The organism is Pseudomonas anguilliseptica (assembly GCF_900105355.1).
Classification (GTDB): domain Bacteria; phylum Pseudomonadota; class Gammaproteobacteria; order Pseudomonadales; family Pseudomonadaceae; genus Aquipseudomonas; species Aquipseudomonas anguilliseptica.
On record NZ_FNSC01000001.1, the window covers coordinates 109682 to 129007 of the forward strand.

The 19326-nt window shown below is 56.5% G+C and carries 19 protein-coding genes, 1 tRNA gene and 3 pseudogenes; 12 read left to right on the forward strand and 11 right to left on the reverse strand.

The annotated features are described in order from the left end of the window. The first annotated feature begins 98 nt into the window (after window positions 1-98). Window positions 99-1494: pseudogene (locus tag BLW24_RS00575) on the forward strand (IS1182 family transposase). A 256-nt stretch (window positions 1495-1750) separates the two neighbouring features. Here the strand turns inward: BLW24_RS00575 and BLW24_RS00580 are convergent. The 5 genes from BLW24_RS00580 to BLW24_RS00595 all read right to left on the reverse strand — a co-directional run bounded on the left by BLW24_RS00580 (window position 1751) and on the right by BLW24_RS00595 (window position 4253). Next, window positions 1751-2008 carry a heavy-metal-associated domain-containing protein gene (locus BLW24_RS00580; RefSeq protein WP_090375405.1) on the reverse strand — a complete coding sequence of 86 codons (258 nt, stop codon included), beginning with the start codon at window positions 2006-2008 and terminating at the stop codon, window positions 1751-1753. A gap of 230 nt (window positions 2009-2238) precedes the next feature. Continuing rightward, complete coding sequence (locus tag BLW24_RS26780; protein ID WP_276326431.1) at window positions 2239-2367, reverse strand: hypothetical protein; 129 nt, start codon at window positions 2365-2367, stop codon at window positions 2239-2241. 69 nt (window positions 2368-2436) lie between these two features. Beyond that, complete coding sequence (locus BLW24_RS00585; RefSeq protein ID WP_090375406.1) at window positions 2437-3099, reverse strand: transmembrane anchor protein; 663 nt, start codon at window positions 3097-3099, stop codon at window positions 2437-2439. A 12-nt stretch (window positions 3100-3111) separates the two neighbouring features. Then, entirely contained in the window at window positions 3112-3846 is a 735-nt protein-coding gene (locus tag BLW24_RS00590) for a HupE/UreJ family protein (RefSeq protein WP_090375408.1), read from the reverse strand. A gap of 47 nt (window positions 3847-3893) precedes the next feature. Continuing rightward, entirely contained in the window at window positions 3894-4253 is a 360-nt protein-coding gene (locus BLW24_RS00595; RefSeq protein WP_090375409.1) for a hypothetical protein, read from the reverse strand. 115 nt (window positions 4254-4368) lie between these two features. Here BLW24_RS00595 and mreA point away from each other — a divergent pair, with 115 nt between their 5' ends. Both mreA and BLW24_RS00605 read left to right on the forward strand, forming a co-directional pair. Continuing rightward, entirely contained in the window at window positions 4369-4656 is a 288-nt protein-coding gene (gene mreA / locus BLW24_RS00600) for a metal-sensing transcriptional repressor MreA (protein WP_090375411.1), read from the forward strand. A 33-nt stretch (window positions 4657-4689) separates the two neighbouring features. Next, entirely contained in the window at window positions 4690-5040 is a 351-nt protein-coding gene (locus BLW24_RS00605; RefSeq protein ID WP_090375412.1) for a DUF3147 family protein, read from the forward strand. Window positions 5041-5317: 277 nt separating this feature from the next. Here BLW24_RS00605 and BLW24_RS00610 read toward each other — a convergent pair whose 3' ends face one another. Continuing rightward, the gene (locus tag BLW24_RS00610; protein ID WP_090375326.1) at window positions 5318-6298 is read right to left on the reverse strand and encodes an IS5 family transposase; all 981 of its coding nucleotides are present in this window, start codon (window positions 6296-6298) and stop codon (window positions 5318-5320) included. 183 nt (window positions 6299-6481) lie between these two features. Further along, window positions 6482-7877 (reverse strand): annotated as a pseudogene (locus BLW24_RS00615) (IS1182 family transposase). A gap of 286 nt (window positions 7878-8163) precedes the next feature. Here BLW24_RS00615 and BLW24_RS27045 point away from each other — a divergent pair. From BLW24_RS27045 to BLW24_RS00650, 6 genes and pseudogenes are all read left to right on the forward strand, one after another. After that, window positions 8164-8478: pseudogene (locus BLW24_RS27045) on the forward strand (HAD domain-containing protein); the annotation flags it as partial. Between the two features lie 32 nt (window positions 8479-8510). Then, a complete protein-coding gene (locus BLW24_RS26290; RefSeq protein ID WP_139272614.1) occupies window positions 8511-8786 on the forward strand; it encodes a hypothetical protein in 276 nt (91 codons plus the stop codon). Window positions 8787-9521: 735 nt separating this feature from the next. Beyond that, entirely contained in the window at window positions 9522-9848 is a 327-nt protein-coding gene (locus tag BLW24_RS25455; protein ID WP_139272615.1) for a hypothetical protein, read from the forward strand. 362 nt (window positions 9849-10210) lie between these two features. Then, complete coding sequence (locus BLW24_RS00640) at window positions 10211-11191, forward strand: IS5 family transposase (RefSeq protein WP_090375421.1); 981 nt, start codon at window positions 10211-10213, stop codon at window positions 11189-11191. A 233-nt stretch (window positions 11192-11424) separates the two neighbouring features. Further along, complete coding sequence (locus BLW24_RS00645) at window positions 11425-11811, forward strand: hypothetical protein (protein WP_139272616.1); 387 nt, start codon at window positions 11425-11427, stop codon at window positions 11809-11811. 198 nt (window positions 11812-12009) lie between these two features. Next, a complete protein-coding gene (locus BLW24_RS00650; RefSeq protein WP_090375425.1) occupies window positions 12010-12990 on the forward strand; it encodes an IS5 family transposase in 981 nt (326 codons plus the stop codon). A gap of 323 nt (window positions 12991-13313) precedes the next feature. Here the strand turns inward: BLW24_RS00650 and BLW24_RS00655 are convergent. Continuing rightward, window positions 13314-13389 (reverse strand) — tRNA-Thr (locus BLW24_RS00655). Window positions 13390-13523: 134 nt separating this feature from the next. Further along, on the reverse strand, window positions 13524-14366 hold the full coding sequence (locus tag BLW24_RS00660; RefSeq protein WP_090375427.1) for a CvfB family protein: 843 nt from the start codon (window positions 14364-14366) through the stop codon (window positions 13524-13526). On the opposite strand from BLW24_RS00660, the gene BLW24_RS25855 reads away from it, so the two are divergent. The 3 genes from BLW24_RS25855 (at window position 14365) to BLW24_RS00670 (ending at window position 17322) form a co-directional block, all read left to right on the forward strand. Further along, window positions 14365-14511: a hypothetical protein gene (locus tag BLW24_RS25855; protein WP_167360307.1), complete on the forward strand. Its 147-nt coding sequence runs from the start codon at window positions 14365-14367 to the stop codon at window positions 14509-14511. The two genes, BLW24_RS00660 and BLW24_RS25855, sit on opposite strands and share 2 nt — an antisense overlap. A 168-nt stretch (window positions 14512-14679) precedes the next feature. Next, window positions 14680-14868: a hypothetical protein gene (locus BLW24_RS00665; protein ID WP_169852821.1), complete on the forward strand. Its 189-nt coding sequence runs from the start codon at window positions 14680-14682 to the stop codon at window positions 14866-14868. Window positions 14869-15096: 228 nt separating this feature from the next. Further along, the gene (locus BLW24_RS00670; protein ID WP_244161052.1) at window positions 15097-17322 is read left to right on the forward strand and encodes an LTA synthase family protein; all 2226 of its coding nucleotides are present in this window, start codon (window positions 15097-15099) and stop codon (window positions 17320-17322) included. Between the two features lie 24 nt (window positions 17323-17346). Here the strand turns inward: BLW24_RS00670 and BLW24_RS00675 are convergent, their stop codons facing one another. Beyond that, window positions 17347-18126, reverse strand: coding sequence for a substrate-binding periplasmic protein (locus BLW24_RS00675; protein WP_244161053.1), 780 nt, complete (start codon window positions 18124-18126; stop codon window positions 17347-17349). A gap of 180 nt (window positions 18127-18306) precedes the next feature. Further along, window positions 18307-19287, reverse strand: coding sequence for an IS5 family transposase (locus tag BLW24_RS00680; RefSeq protein ID WP_090375433.1), 981 nt, complete (start codon window positions 19285-19287; stop codon window positions 18307-18309). Between the last annotated feature and the right edge of the window lie 39 nt (window positions 19288-19326).

Below are 19326 nucleotides of genomic sequence, written 5' to 3' on the forward strand. Positions count from 1 at the left end.
TTGCCCGTCGCAACAGGCTGGAGTCGGCCCAGGCTGTGTAAAAACGTTGGCATCGACCTTGCTGTGATTTGATGGATTCAAATCAGCGGGGGATGCCGATGAAGCGTTTTATCCAAGGAGAGCATCGAGGCCAAAGCGCGCTGCTTCCCGAGAGCCTGGATGACTACGTGGCGGACACCAACCCGGTGCGGGTGGTCGATGTTTTCGTCGATGAACTCGACCTTGTCCAGCTGGGTTTCGACGGTGTCGTCCCGGCGGAAACAGGTCGGCCCGCCTACCATCCTGCCGATCTCCTGAAGATCTATATCTACGGTTACCTCAACCGCATCCAGTCCAGTCGCCGTCTCGAACGCGAGGCTCAGCGCAACGTTGAGTTGATGTGGCTGACCGGACGGTTGATGCCGGACTTCAAGACCATCGCCAACTTTCGCAAGGATAACGGCAAGGCAATCCGCGGTGTCTGTCGGCAGTTCGTGGTGCTGTGCCAGCAGCTTGGCCTGTTCTCTGAAGCGCTTGTGGCCATCGATGGCAGCAAGTTCAAGGCGGTCAACAACCGCGACCGCAACTTCACCAGTGCCAAGCTTCAGCGGCGAATGGAGGAAATCGAGTCCAGCATCAACCGTTACCTGACTGCACTGGATACCGCTGATCGCCAGGAACCTGCCGTGGCGCAGGTCAAAGCAGAACGCCTCCACGAAAAGATCGCGACCTTGAAAACTAAGCTGAAGGAACTCAAGGAAATCGAAGTACAGCTCAACGAAACATCGGACAAACAGATCTCCCTGACCGATCCCGATGCCCGCTCAATGAAGACTCGTGGCACCGGCATGGTCGGCTACAACGTGCAGGCGGCGGTCGACGCGAAGCACCACCTGATCGTGACGCATGAGGTCACGAACGACGGAGTCGATCGAGACCAACTGAGCGCCATGGCCAAACAGGCGCGAGAGGCCATGGGTGTTGAGAAGCTATCGGCGGTCGCAGACAGAGGGTATTTCAAAGGCGAAGAAATCCTTGCGTGCCATGAGGCTGGCATCACCGTTTTCGTACCCAAGACGCTGACCTCGGGAGCGACAGCGGCTGGCCGCTTCGGCAAAGGTGATTTCATCTATGACGCAGCCAAGAACGAGTACCGATGCCCGGCAGGGGAAAACCTGATCTGGCGGTACTCAAGCGTCGAGAAAGGACTGAAGTTGCACCGCTACTGGAGTTCGCACTGCCAGGGTTGTGCGCTGAAAGAGCACTGTACGCCGAGTCCACAGCGCCGGGTGAGCCGCTGGGAGCATGAGGCTGTACTTGAGGCGATGCAGACCCGCCTGGATCAAGCGCCCGAGATGATGCGGATCCGTCGCCAAACGGTCGAGCACCCATTTCCTCACCAGAACGCTCGACCGGGTGAGCACAGAGATGAGCCTGCATGTGCTCGCCTACAACCTCAAGCGCGTGTTGAGCTTGCTGGGCAGCGGTGCCCTAATGGCCGCGATGAAGGCCTGAGACCTGTTTTACGAGTCCTGCCGTCCTCCAGCAGGCGCACCGAAGCCTAAAGTGCCACACAACCAGGAATCACCGAATACGCCTGATTGGTGCCTCCGGCGGCCTTCTGGACACTTAGAAAATCCCCCGGCAGTTGATTGCCATTGCTTGCTGCGTTTTTACACGGTCTGGGCCAATAGCGGCCATTCGGGTGTGTCTAGAAAATCGGGGGCGATTCAGACTGCGAGTGGCACCTGGTCTTGAGCTTGTGTGGTGCTCAATGGCAGCAGCAACCCCTACTTTTCGTCTTGATCGGCGTGGAGAAAGCTTCCTCGGCCGTTTTTGCGATAGGGGAGTATCCCGCTTTCACAATTGCATGGCTGAGTTCAGCTTCGGCGCTTACCGACTCAATCTGGACTCGGTGAGAAGATAGGTCTATTTGCACCTTGGCGGTTGGGTCCACGGTCAGTACAGCCTGGGTAATGGTTTTTATACAGTGTCCACAGGTCATGTCTTTTACTTCGAAGGTCGTCATCGCTCGCTCCTACTAGGGGTGGTGTTTGATGATTCGACTTTCCTCCTTACCATCGTGGCAAGGTCAAGCAAAAAACGCAGCGCCGTAATCTTTCTCATGAAAAGCAAAGCCAAGACCTGTTTCCGGCAGGTCAGTTGCACGATGGAACGGAACCCGGGAAGAAGAGGAATATGCTGATTGTCACGTACAAGTAACGGCTCCTTACACGTGACAACACAGCGCTTCAGTTCTTAGTCGTGAGAGTGGCCGTGGCTTTCGACTTCAGACTGGGTTTCCGGCTCACCGCCACCGCAGGCCGACAGCAGGCCAAGCAGACATACCAGCAGCAGGGAGCGACTCAGGGTAGTTGTGGTTTTCATCATGTAATCCTTTCTGTTTCGATCAGGGATGTAGAAGCCCCAGCGCCTGATGACGCAGGGGCTTTTGCCTTAGATAACGCGTTTGACGCTCAGGTACTCGCCCTTGGTCTTGAGCGTGATGGTCACGTCTTGGTTGCTGCGGTTGCGCCAGAACCAGCCGTGGGTGCCGTCGAAGATGGCAGTGAACTCGCCTTTGTCTCCCGTGATCTGCTTGGCCTTGCTGTAGCTGTGGTAGTAGCCCTTGGGGCCGTTGTAGGGCTCGCCATGGGTGTCGTGGTTGACCGGCACACCATCGGTTGTCCACTCGTAGCTGACAGTGGCCTTGTCCAGCATCTCCAGTTTGATTTCACTGGCCTCGCCCGGCTTCAGCGTGACGGTCACTTCATCTGACTTCAGGGCTGGCTCAGGCTCAGCTACGGGTTCGGCCACAGGTGCTGCTGCAACAGGCTCTTGCACTACCGGCTGAACAGGCGCGGGAGCTTGAGCGACTGGAGCCGCAGCTGGCTGAACCGCTGCATCCGCAGCCGCTTCTTCGGCCAGGGTTTTCTTCATTTCGCCCATCTGGGTCAGGCCGAGTAAGCGGCCAACGCCCGTTGGGTCGATGGCGTACTCCGAAGGCATCACCATGGTAACCAGCAAGGCAGCGGCAACAGCCACGGCGATTACGGTGGAGCGCAACAGTTGGCGGCTGGTAGGCAATTCGCTTTGGGTCGGGAGCTTGGTATTGAACATGCTGAGAATTCCTTACTGAGAGACGATCAGGCCGGTGAGTTGGTAACCCATCAAGAGGAAACCGGCGCTCATCATGGCGACGTTGGCGGTGTAGGCATGGCGCCAGAAACTGGCGGTGCGTCGCCAGTAGCCCATGACGATCAGGATGGCGCTCAGGGCCAGGAGCTGGCCGATTTCCACGCCGACGTTGAAGGCGATCAGGTTGGTGATCAGGCCGTCTGCCGAGATCTCGTACTCCTGAATCTTGGTCGCCAGACCAAAGCCATGCAGCAAGCCAAAGATCAGCGTGGCCGCTTTGGTGTTCGGCTGGTGGCCGAACCAGCGCTGGAATGCGCCCAGGTTATCCAGCGCCTTGTACACCACCGAGAAACCGATGATGGCGTCGATCACGTAGGAGCTGATGTTGATTTCCGCCAGTACGCCCAGCAGCAGCGTCACGGTGTGACCCACGGCGAACAGCGTGACGTAGAGCCCCACGTCCTTCAGGCGGTAGAGAAAGAAGATCACCCCGAAGAGGAACAGCAGATGGTCGTAGCCGGTGATCATGTGCTTAGCGCCCATGTAGATAAACGGTAGCACCATCACCCCGGAGCTTTCCTGGATAAAGCCCTTGTCGCCCTCGGCAACAGCGTGGGCCAGTGCGTCAGGCATGCCGAGAAACAGCAGCGCCATAAACAACAGCAGCAGTAACGAGCGATTCGGGCGCACGAGAGATGCGTCTATTGCGCCCATAGATAGCGAATGCATGGTTGAGTCCTGAATTAAAGGGGTCTTGGGCCGCACAGCGGCCTGTGTCAGAGCACGAATGTGGCCCGCGGTGGCCGCTCGATCAGGAAGATCGGGCTTGGAGGAATGGAGTAGCGAGGGGCGAGTATCGGCTGCGCACGTTCTGGCAGCGTGCTAATGATCAGCAGCGCGGTCAGATGCGGTGTTTCATGCACATGGTCGGCGGTCAGCGGCGAGTGGCAGTGATCCCCGTATGCAGCACAGACCAGCGTCTCGTCATCATGCGCATGCGAATGAGCGCCGTCACTGCCACCCACGGCAGGCTGCCTCGACCCCATAAACAGCGCAGAGGTATGCCCAGCCCAAGCCATCAATATGGCGAGAGCAAGGGCAAAAATCACCTTGGTGCTGATGGGATTGCTGAGCATGTTGAGGTTCTTTCGATGCCTGAGCGGGTGGCTTTTCTGGAGGGGGCGGTTTGACCATATCCCCCCTGGGGGGATAGCATGCGAGCGTAATTCATCGACGCACGAGACTCAAGGCATGAGCGATCACGAACACGGCCACCAGCACCAAAGTCATGGCGACATCATCAAAAGGTTGAAGCGTGCGGAGGGCCACCTGCGCAGCATCGTCACCATGATCGAAGACAGCCGTGCCTGCGTCGACATCGCTCAGCAGCTGCATGCCGTGGAAAAAGCCGTCTGCCAGGCCAAGCGTGTGCTTATCCAAGACCATATCGACCACTGCCTGGAACACACCGTCGAAGCACTTGCGATAGGCGAGCGCGCATCACTCAAAGATTTCAAGCAAATCACCAAGTACCTCTGAGGCGGTTCAACACTAACGGCGAGGAGATGCAGGATGGCATGGCTAATCAGCAAATATTTCCTGACCGCAGTCGTGGTGGTCGTGGTCTCGGAAGTCGCGAAGCGTAGCGACAAATTTGGTGGCCTGATTGCGGCGTTACCTCTGATCACCGTACTGACACTTATCTGGCTAAACGTTGAAAACCAGCCAACAGAAAAGATCGCTAACCATGCGTGGTACACCTTCTGGTACGTGTTGCCCACCTTGCCGATGCTACTCGCATTTCCCATGTTTTTGCCCCGCTTCGGCTTCTGGCCAGCTTTGCTGATCTACATCGTCGCCACCGCAGCTTGTTTCGGTTTGTTTGCCTTATGTGTCCGCCGTTTTGGCATCGAACTGCTATAAGGCCAAGCAAGTAGCTCGCCCATTGTCTGCGTATGCGTTACATGGCATGTGGCGCTGTAATGTCTGCTTTTGGCCCAGACCGTGTAAAAACGCAGCAAGCAATGGCAATCAACTGCCGGGGGATTTTCTAAGGATCCTCTGAAGTAGCCATGCATTTCTGGCTGACGTCAGCCTCTGCTGATTTCGAAAGTGATAAATCGATCAAAAACGATCAGATTACCGGCTCATTTCTGTGTTTTTAGCCGCCGCGAGCACCTCGCGGCAGCCATTTCCAGCATTACGGGCGCACCTCTCCTGCATTCGTCAGTAAATGTCGGCGCGCCATCCACAGATTTGACAGCGCGAATAAAGTCACCAGTTGCGCCGTGTTTTTGACCAGGCCACGGAAGCGCGTCTTCACATAACCGAACTGACGCTTGATCACCCGAAACGGATGCTCGACCTTGGCTCGCACTTGGGCCTTGGCCTTCTCGATTTTGCGCTTGGCTTTGTACAGCGCGCTGCGCTTACCGAGTTTCTTGTAAGTGCTACGCCGTGCTGCAACCTGCCAGATCACTTGACGGCCCTCATGCTCGGGGCGCTTCTCGACACCGGTATATCCGGCATCGGCCCCCACCATGTTTTCCTCGCCGTGCAGCAGCTTATCGACCTGGGTGACATCCGCCACGTTGGCGGCAGTACCCACCACGCTGTGCACCAAGCCAGACTCGTCATCCACCCCGATGTGCGCCTTCATGCCGAAGTAATACTGATTGCCTTTCTTGGTTGAGTGCATCTCAGGGTCACGCTTACCGTTCTTGTTCTTGGTTGAACTCGGCGCGTTGATCAGCGTGGCATCGACGATGGTGCCTTGGCGCAGCGACAAACCACGGTCACCCAGGTAGCCATTGATCACGGCCAGGATGCCGGCAGCCAGTTCGTGTTTTTCCAGCAAGCGGCGGAAGTTGAGGATGGTGGTTTCGTCAGGAATGCGCTCCAGAGTCAGCCCGGCAAACTGGCGTAGGATGGTGGTCTCGTACAGCGCCTCTTCCATCGCCGGATCGCTGTAACCGAACCAGTTTTGCATCAGATGCACTCGCAGCATCGCCATCAGCGGATAGGACGGTCGGCCGCCTTCACCCTTTGGATAATGCGGCTCGATCAAAGCGATCAACCCTTTCCATGGCACTACCCGATCCATCTCGATCAGGAACAATTCTTTGCGGGTCTGCTTGCGCTTGCCGGCATACTCGGCGTCGGCGAAGGTCATCTGCTTCATCGGAAAACTCGGCGGGTGGAGTGCGGATATTTTGCCAAAATCAGGAAGTCTTTTTCAGACCATCCCTAAGTGTCCAGAAGGCCGCCGGAGGCACCAATCAGGCGTATTCGGTGATTCCTGGTTGTGTGGCACTTTAGGCTTCGGTGCGCCTGCTGGAGGACGGCAGGACTCGTAAAACAGGTCTCAGGCCTTCATCGCTGCCATTAGGGCACCGCTGCCCAGCAAGCTCAACACGCGCTTGAGGTTGTAGGCGAGCACATGCAGGCCCATCTCTGTGCTCACCCGGTCGAGCGTTCTGGTGAGGAAATGGGTGCTCGACCGTTTGGCGACGGATCCGCATCATCTCGGGAGCTTGATCCAGGCGGGTCTGCATCGCCTCAAGTACAGCCTCATGCTCCCAGCGGCTCACCCGGCGCTGTGGACTCGGCGTACAGTGCTCTTTCAGCGCACAACCCTGGCAGTGCGAACTCCAGTAGCGGTGCAACTTCAGTCCTTTCTCGACGCTTGAGTACCGCCAGATCAGGTTTTCCCCTGCCGGGCATCGGTACTCGTTCTTGGCTGCGTCATAGATGAAATCACCTTTGCCGAAGCGGCCAGCCGCTGTCGCTCCCGAGGTCAGCGTCTTGGGTACGAAAACGGTGATGCCAGCCTCATGGCACGCAAGGGTTTCTTCGCCTTTGAAATACCCTCTGTCTGCGACCGCCGATAGCTTCTCAACACCCATGGCCTCTCGCGCCTGTTTGGCCATGGCGCTCAGTTGGTCTCGATCGACTCCGTCGTTCGTGACCTCATGCGTCACGATCAGGTGGTGCTTCGCGTCGACCGCCGCCTGCACGTTGTAGCCGACCATGCCGGTGCCACGAGTCTTCATTGAGCGGGCATCGGGATCGGTCAGGGAGATCTGTTTGTCCGATGTTTCGTTGAGCTGTACTTCGATTTCCTTGAGTTCCTTCAGCTTAGTTTTCAAGGTCGCGATCTTTTCGTGGAGGCGTTCTGCTTTGACCTGCGCCACGGCAGGTTCCTGGCGATCAGCGGTATCCAGTGCAGTCAGGTAACGGTTGATGCTGGACTCGATTTCCTCCATTCGCCGCTGAAGCTTGGCACTGGTGAAGTTGCGGTCGCGGTTGTTGACCGCCTTGAACTTGCTGCCATCGATGGCCACAAGCGCTTCAGAGAACAGGCCAAGCTGCTGGCACAGCACCACGAACTGCCGACAGACACCGCGGATTGCCTTGCCGTTATCCTTGCGAAAGTTGGCGATGGTCTTGAAGTCCGGCATCAACCGTCCGGTCAGCCACATCAACTCAACGTTGCGCTGAGCCTCGCGTTCGAGACGGCGACTGGACTGGATGCGGTTGAGGTAACCGTAGATATAGATCTTCAGGAGATCGGCAGGATGGTAGGCGGGCCGACCTGTTTCCGCCGGGACGACACCGTCGAAACCCAGCTGGACAAGGTCGAGTTCATCGACGAAAACATCGACCACCCGCACCGGGTTGGTGTCCGCCACGTAGTCATCCAGGCTCTCGGGAAGCAGCGCGCTTTGGCCTCGATGCTCTCCTTGGATAAAACGCTTCATCGGCATCCCCCGCTGATTTGAATCCATCAAATCACAGCAAGGTCGATGCCAACGTTTTTACACAGCCTGGGCCGTTTTCTGCCAGTCAATCGGTACAGCCTACTGGTCTGGACCAATGCAACTGACTGGTCAGTTGGGTGCAATTACGCACAGACTTCAAAACGGCAAATGCGTTTTTACACAGCCTGGGCCGTTACCGGTACGTGAGAAGGGCCGCACTCCAGACTGTCTGCCGACGCCCGATTTATGGGTAAGCTAGCCCGCATACCAGCCAAGTGGGTGATCCATGATCCTCTTTCTCGACGTGGACGGCGTTCTTCACCCCTTGCTTGCTCACAAGAGCAAGCCTATGTCCTGTCTGCCAAGGCTAGCCGCTGTCCTGTGGGACTTCCCCGAGGTGCAGGTAGTCATTACATCCACATGGCGACTCACGCGCAGCCTGGAAGACCTCCGTGCCCTATTTCCTGCTGATCTACGCAGTCGAGTTATCGGCGCAACAGCTGCACCAGGCTATGAGCCGCGCCCAGGTGCGCGGCAATATGAGGCCGTGCTTTGGCTTGATGGTTACGATCCTGCATCGCAATGGATTGCCCTTGACGACTACGCCCCCACTATTTTTCGTCATCTCGATTGGTGCTATGCGATAACACGACAGGTTTCGGCGAAGACGAAGAAAAGCAGTTGCGTGAGCGTCTGGTACATATTCGCCAGTTCGGTAACTGGGCTGATTACCAGGCGCGGGTCATCGCTTTTTTCGGCGCAGCAGACACAGCTGTCCACTGGTTGAACAAGCCCATGGCCCAGTTCAAAGGTGCATCCCTGCGCGACCTTTATGACACTGGACGCCTACAGGAGCTGGATGATCTGCTAATCCGCGCGCATCACCATGACTGCAACTCGCTAACGTAGCTGGTTTGTTCGCCTAAAATGAGCAACCTAAAAACAGGCGTGTAAAGACCAGTCTTGGCCAGCAAGCAGCATCCCAGCCAGCTAATTGACATGGGAACCACTCCAGTGCCCCTCAGTGCCCGTTCATTGAACTGATGAATCGTGAATCGTCCGCTACGTCCCTTCGACTGATACCAAAAGCTCGTAAGTGTCATTAAATGCCGGACCGTGAACCGCGATTAGCAGCTGCGCAACCTCGTTCCGATACATATCTCTAAGCCAGTCCAAAGACTGAACGTGGCACTCAAACTGCCGTAGTAGCAACCTGTGGCAATCATCAAGCTTCATCGTTACATGGTGTGGTGTCGGTTGTTCGAACCAGCTTTGTGGCCAATCACGCGCCAAAACCTCAGCACTCACTCCCGCACCAACCCGCCCCGCACATAGTCCTGCCGCCACATCAGCTAAGGGCATACTCCCAAACACATGCTCGATAAGCGCACGAAACCAGGCGGACCGGTTCGGTAGCTTTTCGCTGCCCGCGACAGCCCGTGCAGCACCAGCATCCATGATCCCAATGCAAACCTGATTTAGCTGGAGAGTAATGTACTTCCCGGCGGCATTAGGCCGACCTCTTCTGCCTGACATGACTTTCCTTACAGCTAGAATAATATAGCAATATTATATTGCACAACTTCTTGCGGGCATGTACTGTCGGCTCATCGGCCCCGCATGACTCATGCAAAGAGGCGCACCATGTTTTCTCTGATTAAGAGCTTTTTCGGCGCTGGCTATAAACCATGCAACGAAGAAGCAGACATTTTGTTGACTGCATGTGCGGAGCGCCCCGTGACAGAGATGGTGGCGGCCCCGTGGTTTCCCATCGGAACCGGGTTAAATGCAACAGGCCGACTAAGTGCTTTGGCTGCGATTGGAGCAGGCACCTTTGGCGTCGCCAAGCGAGGATCTGGTCGGCAAGCTCACTACAAATTCTATTATCGAAGGGAGCTCACCGGATTTTGGTTTGCGGAGGTGTGGCCTCGTGGAAATCAGCGTTGTATGCAGCCCCTCTCGTTATTCTAGCCATGGTGTTTTCAGCCTCACCGATGCGGAAGCTTGTTTTCGATAATGCGGCGGCTCCCGGAGACAGCCTCGGATGCTTCCTGCTGGGGCTTATCATGACATCAATGTTCTTGATCCGAGGCTGGCTCGGACTTGGCTGTCAGTACCAAGTAGCGCAAACCACCGGCAGATCTTTTGCTGAGCCTGCGGGACTGATCAACCTTTCAGTCGGCCTATATGGGTTGAACCTTACTCTGCTTACGCTTTTCCAAGACTGGAGTATATCGGCGCTCGCTGGAGAAATATTTGATTCGCTAGGGAAACCCTGAAGAAGACTTCCTGAATTTGGCAAAATACCTGAACTCCACCCGCCGAGTTTTCCGATGAAGCAGATGACCTTCGCCGACGCCGAGTACGCCGGCAAGCGCAAGCAAACCCGCAAAGAGCTGTTCCTGATCGAGATGGATCAGGTTGTGCCGTGGAAGGGTTTGATTGCCTTGATCGAACCGCATTACCCCAAGGGTGAAGGCGGACGTCCAGCCTATCCGCTGATGGCGATGTTACGGGTTCATTTGATGCAGAACTGGTTCGGCTACAGCGACCCGGCGATGGAGGAGGCTCTGTACGAGACCACCATCCTGCGCCAGTTTGCGGGTCTGAGCCTGGAGCGCATTCCCGACGAAACCACCATCCTCAACTTCCGCCGATTGCTGGAGAAACACGAACTGGCTGCGGGCATCTTGGCCGTCATCAATGGCTATTTGGGTGACCGCGGTTTGTCATTGCGCCAAGGCACCATCGTCGATGCCACGCTGATCAATGCGCCGAGTTCGACCAAGAACAAGGACGGTAAGCGTGACCCGGAAATGCACCAGACCAAGAAGGGAAACCAGTATTACTTCGGCATGAAGGCGCACATCGGCGTCGATGACGAGTCGGGTTTAGTGCATAGCGTGATCGGCACGGCAGCCAATGTTGCAGACGTTACTCAGGTCGACAAGCTGCTACACGGCAAAGAAAACATGGTGGGTGCCGACGCGGGTTACACCGGCGTAGAGAAGCGGCCAGAACATGAAGGCCGTGAAGTGATCTGGCAGATCGCAGCCCGCCGCAGTACGTACAACACGTTGAGTAAGCGCAGCGCGCTGTACAAAGCCAAGCGCAAGATCGAGAAGGCCAAGGCGCAAGTTCGCGCCAAGGTCGAGCACCCGTTCCGGGTGATCAAGCGTCAGTTCGGTTATGTGAAGACGCGTTTCCGTGGCCTGGCCAAAAACACCGCACAACTGGTAACGCTGTTCGCCCTGTCGAACCTGTGGATGGCCCGTCGACATTTGCTGACGAATGCAGGAGAGGTGCGCCTGTAATGTGGGAAATGACCGCTGCGAGGTGCTCGCGGCGGCCAGAAACACCGAAATGAGCGGATGACTTGATCGTTTTTGATCAGTTTTCCGCTTTCAAAATCAGCGGAGGCTGAAGTTGACCGGAAATACAGGGCTACTTCAGACCATCCCTAGCAGCCTTCGTGACGGGCAGTAATTCCGTCTATAGGGAGTCATTCTTTTTCAGGGTCTTCAGGCCAATCGCAATGATAGGGGTCATGGCCCTCATGATTTTGGCGGCCGCTGCAGGATTCTGGTACGTCTCGTTCCAGTACTACGGCGCACGACGTGCCGGCGAAGTAGTCTCCGCTGAGCTGCCACTCCGCACAGCAGTAATGGAAGCGCTCTACCCATACAGTTTTCAACAAGTGGCAACACATTTCCGGGCCCCTCAGATTGCATTTGGCGGTCTGGCCTATGTGGTTCTTGTCCTGGGGTTTGCGAATGCGCCCCTCCTCATCTGGTTGAAAAAATCTGTTCTAAAAACAGAACGTCACAGCAATGTGTGCACATCTCTTCAGCGTGAATACTGCTCGATAGAACGCACAGCCCCCAGCAGCTCTTTATGCGCGGTCATGCCAACAGGCACCTCCCCCCAGGTCTGATCCTGAGCCATCCAGTGACGCCTGCGACTCTTAAAAGTGAGGTTACCCATGGTTATCTTTCTGAACGCAGTCTTTCTCACGTGGTGAAGAATTCTTCACCTGCAGGACGGTCAAAGGCATACCGAGTACCTATGGAAACTCTGAATAAGACTTCCTGATTTTGGCAAAATGCCCGGACGCCACCCGCCGAGTTTTCCGATGAAGCAAATGACCTTCGCCGATGCCGAGTACGCCGGCAAACGCAAGCAGACCCGCAAAGAGTTGTTCCTGATCGAGATGGATCGGGTGGTGCCGTGGAAGGGTTTGATCGCACTGATCGAACCGTATTACCCCAAGGGTGAAGGCGGTCGGCCGGCCTATCCGCTGATGGCGATGCTACGTGTGCACCTGATGCAGAACTGGTTCGGCTACAGCGACCCGGCGATGGAAGAAGCGCTGTACGAGACCACCATCCTGCGGCAGTTCGCCGGGCTGAGTCTGGAACGTATCCCCGACGAAACCACCATCCTCAACTTCCGTCGTCTGCTGGAGAAACATGAGTTGGCTGCCGGCATCCTGGCCGTCATCAATGGCTATCTTGGCGACCGTGGCCTGTCGTTGCGCCAAGGCACCATCGTCGATGCCACGCTGATCAATGCGCCGAGTTCGACCAAGAACAAGGACGGCAAACGCGACCCAGAGATGCACCAGGCCAAGAAGGGCAACCAATACTACTTCGGCATGAAGGCGCACATTGGCGTGGATGACGAGTCGGGGCTGGTACACAGCGTGGTAGGCACGGCGGCCAACGTGGCGGATGTCACTCAGGTCGACAAGTTGCTGCACGGCGAGGAAAACGTGGTGTGCGCCGATGCGGGTTATACCGGCGTCGAAAAGCGCCCCGAACATGATGGGCGCGAGGTGATCTGGCAGGTTGCTGCCCGCCGCAGCACCTATAAGAAGCTGGGTAAGAGCAGCCCGCTGTACAAAGCCAAACGCAAGATCGAGAAGGCCAAGGCCCAGGTGCGCGCCAAGGTTGAGCACCCGTTCCGGGTGATCAAGCGTCAGTTCAGTTATGTAAAGACACGCTTCCGTGGCTTGGCCAAGAACACGGCGCAACTGGTGACGCTGTTCGCGCTGTCGAACCTGTGGATGGCACGCCGACATTTACTGACCAATGCAGGAGAGGTGCGCCTGTAATGCGGGAAATGGCTGCCGCGAGCTACTCGCGGCGGCTAAAAACACAGAAATGAATGGGTAATCTGATCGTTTTTGATCGATTTGCCGCTTTCAAAATCGGCGGGGCTGAAGTCAGCCAGAAATACATGGCTACTTCAGACCATCCCTATAGATTATTGAACAATAAAAGATACTCATAGAGGTGCTCAATAAGCAAGGACTTGACTGGCCTCCCAGGCACCGGATGGCATCAGAAAAAAACAAAAAGCCCCGCACAAAGCGGGGCTTTCATAGGAATTTCACAGTCTCACGCAGTGCCAGGGAGAACCGCAAAATTATAGTATTGGTGCCGGAGACAGGAATCGAACCTGCGACCTTCGCGTTACGAGTGCGCTGCTCTACCAACTGAGCTACACCGGCAAAATGCTCATTGAGTCGCGTAATACGCCACCTGCAACGCGACTCAAGCTGACATCTCAAGCCTAGCAAGCCAACTACAGAACGTACGACTCACTACTGGCGCAATACCGTGAGCCGTAAACGCGGGGTGCTGCTTACTTGCTTGGCAGTTCGATACGGTCTTCGTGGATCACGATGCGACCCTGCTTGTACAAACCACCAATGGCTTTCTTGAAGTTGCCCTTGCTGACCCGAAACAGCCCGGCAATTTCTTCAGGCGAACTCTTGTCATTCACCTTGAGTACACCATCGTGCTCGCGCAGTTTGGCCAGAATCTGTTCACCAAGGCTGCTGGCCGCTTCCTGACCTACTGGCTGCAGGCTCAGGCTGATTTTGCCGTCGGCGCGCACTTCCTTGATAAAGCCTTTTTCCTGCATGCCACTGCGCACAAACTTGAACAGTTCGTTCTTGTGGATCAGGCCCCAGTGCTTGCCATTGATAATGGCCTTGAAGCCCATATCAGTGGACTCGGCGACCAACAGGTCGACTTCCTCGCCCATCGTGTAGTTGGCCGGCACGTTATCCAGGTAACGATCCAGGCGTGCAGTGGCGGTGATGCGCTTGCTGCGTTTATCGAGGAATACATGCACCACGCAGTAATCACCGATCTGCAATGGGCGTTTTTCTTCGGAGTGCGGCAGCAACAAGTCTTTTGGCAAACCCCAATTAAGGAATAGGCCCACACGATTTATATCCACAACTTTCAAACTGGCAAATTCGCCCACCTGAACTTTTGGTTTTTCCGTGGTGGCAATCAATTTGTCTTCACTGTCCAAGTAAATAAAGACGTTCAACCAGTCTTCCACTTCACTTGGGGTATCGCTTGGGATATAGCGTTTGGGCAATAGAATTTCGCCATCCGCGCCGCCATCCAGATACAGGCCGAAGTCGGTGTGCTTCACGACCTGCAAACTATTCATTCGTCCAATTACCGCCATGATGCCCTACCCTCATTACCAGGCCGGCATTCTAGCCGACTCGCCTGGTAATTTCTCGGCCTACCGGCCATCGCCCTGCACCAGCCTGATGGCCGTGCAGGGCAATCCGACCGATGGAGCAAACCGCGAGGCACGGTTTCAGTAAGAAATATCTATTCTTATTAAAACAATCACTTACTGACATACTCGCTAATTATTCGAACTATTCGCAGAATAATTTCACGGCATATCGCTACATCCGACCTTTATTTGCCAAGCAATTGTCAAGTATTTCGAGTATCATGCGCGGCCAAATTAATTTTTAAATAGGTTAATGGCCGTCATGCGCGTAAAAGCATCCAACAGCAAACCCAAGCCGGCTCCAGCCGTGGAAACCAGCGCTTCGATCGACGCACAGATCGAAGCCTTCCTGAAATCCGGCGGGGAAATTCAGCAAATTGCCAAAGGCGTCAGCGGCCAGGTGTACGGCACCACCAAGCAGATCACCATAGGTAAAAAGTAACGTTTTCTGGCCATGCAGCGCTTTGCTCGCAATGACAAGGCGCTGGCCAGTGCATAACTCCACCCAGTCCCTCGCTTCCTTCCTCAGCACAACATCAGTTGTTTTGCCCTTTTGCGCTCCGCCCACTGGCGCTTAACACAGCCTTGTTTCAGAATCATGTCAGCCCGCATTTTGCGGCTGTTTCGGCATTGCCATTGCTGAACGATGGCAATCGCCCCAGGAGTACCCGTGCGCGTTACCTGCAATTGGCTGCGACAGCCTTCCAGCACCCTGCTTGCCCTCGGTTTGTTAATATTCGCCCTGCCGTTGCTTAGCCGCTACACGCTGGGCTGGTCGCATGCTTATGGCTATCTGTCTGACCTGGCGATCGGCAGCTTACTGCTGGTAGTTCTGCACCAACGCTCCTGGCTGCTGAACATTGCTCTGCTGCTGACCTGGTGCGTCTTTACCTTGAGCACCGCCGAGTTGGTCAATGCGGTGGGGCGCATGCCAGAGCCGGCCGACCTGCAATACCTGGGCGATGCGCAGTTCGTCAGCCATTCGACCCAGGGCAGCGGCTTGAGCCAGCCACTACTGGCGTTGGCCATGGCCGTGCTGATGGCGCTATACCTGGGCCTGCGCAGCTTACAAACACCGCGCCGCGCCGAGCCGCTTGCACGCGCCTGGCTGCTGCTACCGCTGGCACTGTTTGCCCTGCATACAGCCGGCCAGCAATTCAAACCCAGCGAAGCTGACCAGTGGTTGCAGTTCAACCTGCCGCACAAGCTGCTGGCGGAAAGTACCAATGGCGCCCAGCAACACCTGGCCGACTGGTTGGCGGGTGATGAACCGAGCAGCCCACCCGACATCAGCGGCCTGAATCAGCTCAACCTGCACGGTACGCCGCTGCTCAAGCAAGCCGGCAGCGCCCGCAACGTACTGATCATTACTCTGGAAGGCGTGACCGGCGCCTACCTGCAAGCCAGTCGCCAGGCCATTGCTAGCAGTTACGCGCAAGACCCGATGCCGCGTCTGAGCCAGTGGGCCGAGCGCGGCATGCTCACGACCGATTACGTGCTGCACGGTCATCAGACCATCCGCGGCCTCTATGCGATGCTCTGCGGCGATTACAACAAACTCGACTCCGGCACCCCGAAAGGCGTCGAACTACTCAACAATCCAGCGCGCAGCGAGCAATGCCTGCCGGCACAACTGCGCGAGCGCGGCCTTAGCACGCATTTCCTGCAGGGGGCTGGGCTGCGCTTTATGGCCAAAGACCAGATCATGCCGCAGATGGGCTTCGACAAGACCCTGGGCCGCGACTGGTTCAAGAACAAGCCCTATATCGAGTTCCCCTGGGGCATGGACGACAAGGCCTACTTCGAGGGCGCGCTGGGTTACGTGCAACAGTTGCGCAAAAAGCGTCAGCCCTGGATGCTCACCCTGCTGACCGTGGGCACTCACCAGCCCTACTCCGCCCCGCAGGACTACCTGGACCGCCATCCCAGCGCAAAACTGGCGGCGATTGCCTATCTGGACGATGCCGTTGCCGACTTCCTCGACGCGTTGAAAAAACAGGGCGTGATGAAAGACACCCTGGTGATCGTCACTTCGGATGAATCCCATGGTCTGGAGAACGTTCGCCTGGCTTCGGCCTGGGGCTTCAACCTGCTGTTGTCTCCCGAGCAGGCGCAACTGCCCGCCATCAAGCAAGGCGTGTATGGCCATGTCGACCTGACCGCCTCGGTGCTCGACTACTTTGCCTTCCCGGTACCGAGCAATATCGCCGGCCTCTCATTGCTGCGCGATTACGCCACGGGCCGCAAGATCATCTCCTACACCAACGGCCTGCTGCGCCAGCATGACGGCAACGGCACGCTGACCGAGTGTGACTTCCAGAATGTCTGCCGGCGCTACACCAGCCCTGGCTTTATTGCCGAGAGCGCACATTACCTGGGCCGTTTCAGCGGCAAACCGGCGCGGTTGATCAGCCAGCAAGCAGCCCTGCTTGACCAATCACTAAGCAACGGCGGCCAGGCCGAGCAACGCTACCAGTTCGCCAACCTGCAACCCATCAAACTCAAACCCAGTGTCAGTGATGACTGGGCAGACAATCTGGTGGGTGCGCAGTACCTGACTCTGGGGGCGAATACCCAAACCACCGTGACCCTGAAAATCCGCGCGCTGCGCTTGGATAAACAGGGCGCCACGCTGCAATTGAAAACCAAGGAATACGACCGCAACGTCGATCTGGCGATCCCGCAACTGCCGCTGCTGACCCGTAACAAGTCCGTCGAAGTCAGCTTCACCTTCGACAACCCGCAAGCGCGCAAGGCGTTCTCCTTCCACCTGCTGGGCCAGGGTCAGGGCGCTATCGAGATTGTCGACTTCAGCGTCAGCAGCACACCGTTGCAGAGCGAAGAAGAACTGCTGGCCGCGCAAGAGGGCCTCGACGAGGTCGCACCCACGCCATAAGACACTGACGCCATCCAGATGCAGTCAGTGCATGGCGTAGCGGCGCTCGATAAGCGTGTACTCGCCACTTTCCCGAATCGCTGCCAAGCCCTGATTAAAGCGTTCGCAATGGGCCTGCTGCCGACAACCTAGCTTGTAGTCGGTGGCCGCAAAAATCGGATACAGGGTCAGTGGCTGGGTCACATCGACCTGGGTGTACACCTCGCGGTTGAAGTAACGCAGGATACGCATGTCATTCACCACTACATCCACTCGACCGCTGTAGAGCATGCGATTGCGGGCAATCTGAAACGCCTCCTCACGGTAGCGCGGATTGTTTTCGGCCATCGCCTGGTACTCACTACCGAGGAGAAAGCGCGCGCGCTGAAAGGCATTGACCGAGTAACTCACCAGGTCGCTGATGCGCTGAATATCCAGGTTTCGCGAGCGCAGGGCCACCGCGACATTCTGGTAGCGGATATAGGGTTCCGAATAAAAAATAGAACCGCCGCTGCGCTCATTGGTGGTCGCAATAACGTCGATCTGGCCCTTGCTCAGCATCAGATTCAAGCGCTCCATCGGCGCGTAGTACGCCACCGGTTCCAGCCCTCCGCGCTGCGCGGCAGTCATCACGATGTCGTACTCCAGGCCACGAGCCTCACTCTCGAAGATATAAGGTGGTTTGTGCGTACCAAAGCCGACGCGCAAGGCTTGCGCCGAGACGTTCAGGCTACACGACAGCAAACAACAGACCCACAACCACTTCATAGCGATACCCGAGTTAAACCAGTGCCCAGCATAGCCGGCTATGACCTGACTCTGCATTGCCCTATCGCTGAGATCGATTAATCGGAGTTAGGGATCCTCTGAAGTAGCCATGCATTTCTGGCTGACGTCAGCCTCTGCTGATTTCGAAAGTGATAAATCGATCAAAAACGATCAGATTACCGGCTCATTTCTGTGTTTTTAGCCGCCGCGAGCACCTCGCGGCAGCCATTTCCAGCATTACGGGCGCACCTCTCCTGCATTCGTCAGTAAATGTCGGCGCGCCATCCACAGATTTGACAGCGCGAATAAAGTCACCAGTTGCGCCGTGTTTTTGACCAGGCCACGGAAGCGCGTCTTCACATAACCGAACTGACGCTTGATCACCCGAAACGGATGCTCGACCTTGGCTCGCACTTGGGCCTTGGCCTTCTCGATTTTGCGCTTGGCTTTGTACAGCGCGCTGCGCTTACCGAGTTTCTTGTAAGTGCTACGCCGTGCTGCAACCTGCCAGATCACTTGACGGCCCTCATGCTCGGGGCGCTTCTCGACACCGGTATATCCGGCATCGGCCCCCACCATGTTTTCCTCGCCGTGCAGCAGCTTATCGACCTGGGTGACATCCGCCACGTTGGCGGCAGTACCCACCACGCTGTGCACCAAGCCAGACTCGTCATCCACCCCGATGTGCGCCTTCATGCCGAAGTAATACTGATTGCCTTTCTTGGTTGAGTGCATCTCAGGGTCACGCTTACCGTTCTTGTTCTTGGTTGAACTCGGCGCGTTGATCAGCGTGGCATCGACGATGGTGCCTTGGCGCAGCGACAAACCACGGTCACCCAGGTAGCCATTGATCACGGCCAGGATGCCGGCAGCCAGTTCGTGTGTTTCCAGCAAGCGGCGGAAGTTGAGGATGGTGGTTTCGTCAGGAATGCGCTCCAGAGTCAGCCCGGCAAACTGGCGTAGGATGGTGGTCTCGTACAGCGCCTCTTCCATCGCCGGATCGCTGTAACCGAACCAGTTTTGCATCAGATGCACTCGCAGCATCGCCATCAGCGGATAGGACGGTCGGCCGCCTTCACCCTTTGGATAATGCGGCTCGATCAAAGCGATCAACCCTTTCCATGGCACTACCCGATCCATCTTGATCAGGAACAATTCTTTGCGGGTCTGCTTGCGCTTGCCGGCATACTCGGCGTCGGCGAAGGTCATCTGCTTCATCGGAAAACTCGGCGGGTGGAGTGCGGATATTTTGCCAAA